General features: G+C 49.9%; 3 protein-coding genes. All 3 read right to left on the minus strand.

The features are described from left to right. Positions 1–30: 30 nt before the first annotated feature. The 3 genes from EJQ19_RS31590 to EJQ19_RS31600 all read right to left on the minus strand — a co-directional run bounded on the left by EJQ19_RS31590 (position 31) and on the right by EJQ19_RS31600 (position 1613). Entirely contained in the window at positions 31–300 is a 270-nt protein-coding gene (locus tag EJQ19_RS31590; RefSeq protein ID WP_126145168.1) for a hypothetical protein, read from the minus strand. A 120-nt stretch (positions 301–420) separates the two neighbouring features. Next, positions 421–669, minus strand: a complete 249-nt coding sequence (locus EJQ19_RS31595; RefSeq protein WP_126145169.1) for a glutaredoxin family protein — start codon at positions 667–669, stop codon at positions 421–423. 20 nt (positions 670–689) lie between these two features. Next, on the minus strand, positions 690–1613 hold the full coding sequence (locus tag EJQ19_RS31600) for an NAD(P)/FAD-dependent oxidoreductase (protein ID WP_126145170.1): 924 nt from the start codon (positions 1611–1613) through the stop codon (positions 690–692). Positions 1614–1863: the final 250 nt, after the last annotated feature.

Consider the following 1863-nt stretch of genomic DNA (forward strand, 5'->3'; position numbering starts at 1 on the left):
CTCAACAACCCGAACATACTTCCTCCTCCCTTAACCCGCCAACAAACTCAGCACAACCGAAAGCAGCATGCCACCCAGCGCGATCCAAAACAAGTACGACCGTCCGATCCGCTTCAAGCTTTTATCCTGACGATCCATCGCGGCTTTCTTGCGGGCACTGCTGGACTTCGGCTCCTCATCCAATTCATCCTCAACCTGCGATTTCCACTTCAAAAATTGAAACCCGACGCCGCTAACCACGACGGATACCATCAACAAAATTAAAGAAATCATAAATAACTTGTCCGCAAAGGACGCCATCGCACTTCCAACCTCTCTATCCAACTGTCTAGCCTTTAGTATACTGTATCCGCAGGCGGAAATGCACGAAAAAGCCCCGGCTGCATCTCCGCAACCAGGGCTCTCGATCCTGCTATTGACTTACACCGCGGCTTCCGCCAACGCTTTTTTGAGCTTCGTGACGTTCATGCCGAGAATCTTGTGTTCCCCGATCACCGTAACCGGCAGCGACATAAGCCCCATATCGTGCAGCTCTTGGCCATAAGCATCGTTCAGATCGATATTTCTTTCTTCAAAAGCAACGCCTTGTTCCGTCAAGTACTTCTTCAATTGCTGGCAATATGGGCAGTTCGTGCTGGAGTAAACGATAGGTTGAGTTGTTTGAGACATGGCAAAACACTCCTTTAATCTTATTTGTATTGCGGAATCAATTGAGCCCGCTTGTTAATGAACTTGTCCACCGCCATTGCGGCAATTGCACCGTCAGCAGCCGCAACGACAGCTTGCTTAACAGGTGTGCGCCTAACTTCCCCTGCACCAAACACACCGGGAACCGATGATTGCATCAGCGCGTCGAGCTGCATATACCCTTCTTCGTCAAGTGGCACCTGCTCGGCGATAAAATCCGTCCCCGGCTTGCTGCCGGACAAAAAGACGAAGACGCCGTCAACTTCCAGCGTTTCTTCTTCGCCCGCGCCTGTACGGATGCGAAGCCCTTCAACATGCCCGTTCCCCACGACTTCGAGCGGCTTTGCTTTGTAGCGCATCTCCGTGTTCACGAGTTCCGGCATGTGATGAACGTTCTGAAGCTCTGGCCGCGGCACAACAAAATAAATTTTGCTTGCGAATTTGCTCAGCGCCTGCGCTTCTTCAAGCGCTTCTTCGGAATCGCCAATGACAGCCACCGTCTTGCCCTCGAAAAAAGCCCCGTCACACGTAGCGCATGTGCTGACGCCGCGGCCCAGCAGCTCCTCTTCGCCTGGAAGCATCCGATTGCGACCCTTGGAGCCGGTAGCGATGATGATCGCTTTGCTCTCATACATGCCGTCCGCGGTAAAAACAAACTTCGTATCGCCCTCAACGTCCACCGCCGTAATGTTCGTCTGGATGAACTCGGCGCCGAAGCTTTTTGCCTGCTCACGCATGTTGTCCAGGAGATCTTTACCGGTAAGTTCCCCCTGCACACCAGGATAATTCGCAATTTTATGCGTAATCGCGAGCGCTCCATTGTTCGGCGATTTGTCGATCACCAGTGTTTTCAAGCTGCCGCGGGCCGTATAAATGGCAGCCGATGCCCCCGCAGGTCCAGCACCAATAATAATAACATCATACATCCCCGTTGTCCTCCCATTCCTTGCTAAACCGCAATTGAAAATCTATACGCTTAACGTTGATAATCTATATCAGATAATAATTATTATAAAATAAGAAGAAAAAAAGTCAACCTTTTTTATAATAATTATAAAAAAGGTTGACTTTGCTTTGAGCATATAAGTATTAATTCTGATGCAGCTTGCGGTATGCTTGCGGCGAGACTCCGGCATATTGCTTAAACATACGGCTGAAATGTACCGGATTCGTAAA

Source organism: Paenibacillus whitsoniae, from assembly GCF_003955665.1.
In the GTDB taxonomy this organism is placed as follows: domain Bacteria; phylum Bacillota; class Bacilli; order Paenibacillales; family NBRC-103111; genus Paenibacillus_E; species Paenibacillus_E whitsoniae.

Coding starts and splice junctions, on each gene's coding strand:
- EJQ19_RS31600 (WP_126145170.1), bottom strand. CDS start 1,613: ATGTATGATGTTATTATTATTGGTGCTGGACCTGCGGGGGCATCGGCT.
- EJQ19_RS31590 (WP_126145168.1), bottom strand. CDS start 300: ATGGCGTCCTTTGCGGACAAGTTATTTATGATTTCTTTAATTTTGTTG.
- EJQ19_RS31595 (WP_126145169.1), bottom strand. CDS start 669: ATGTCTCAAACAACTCAACCTATCGTTTACTCCAGCACGAACTGCCCA.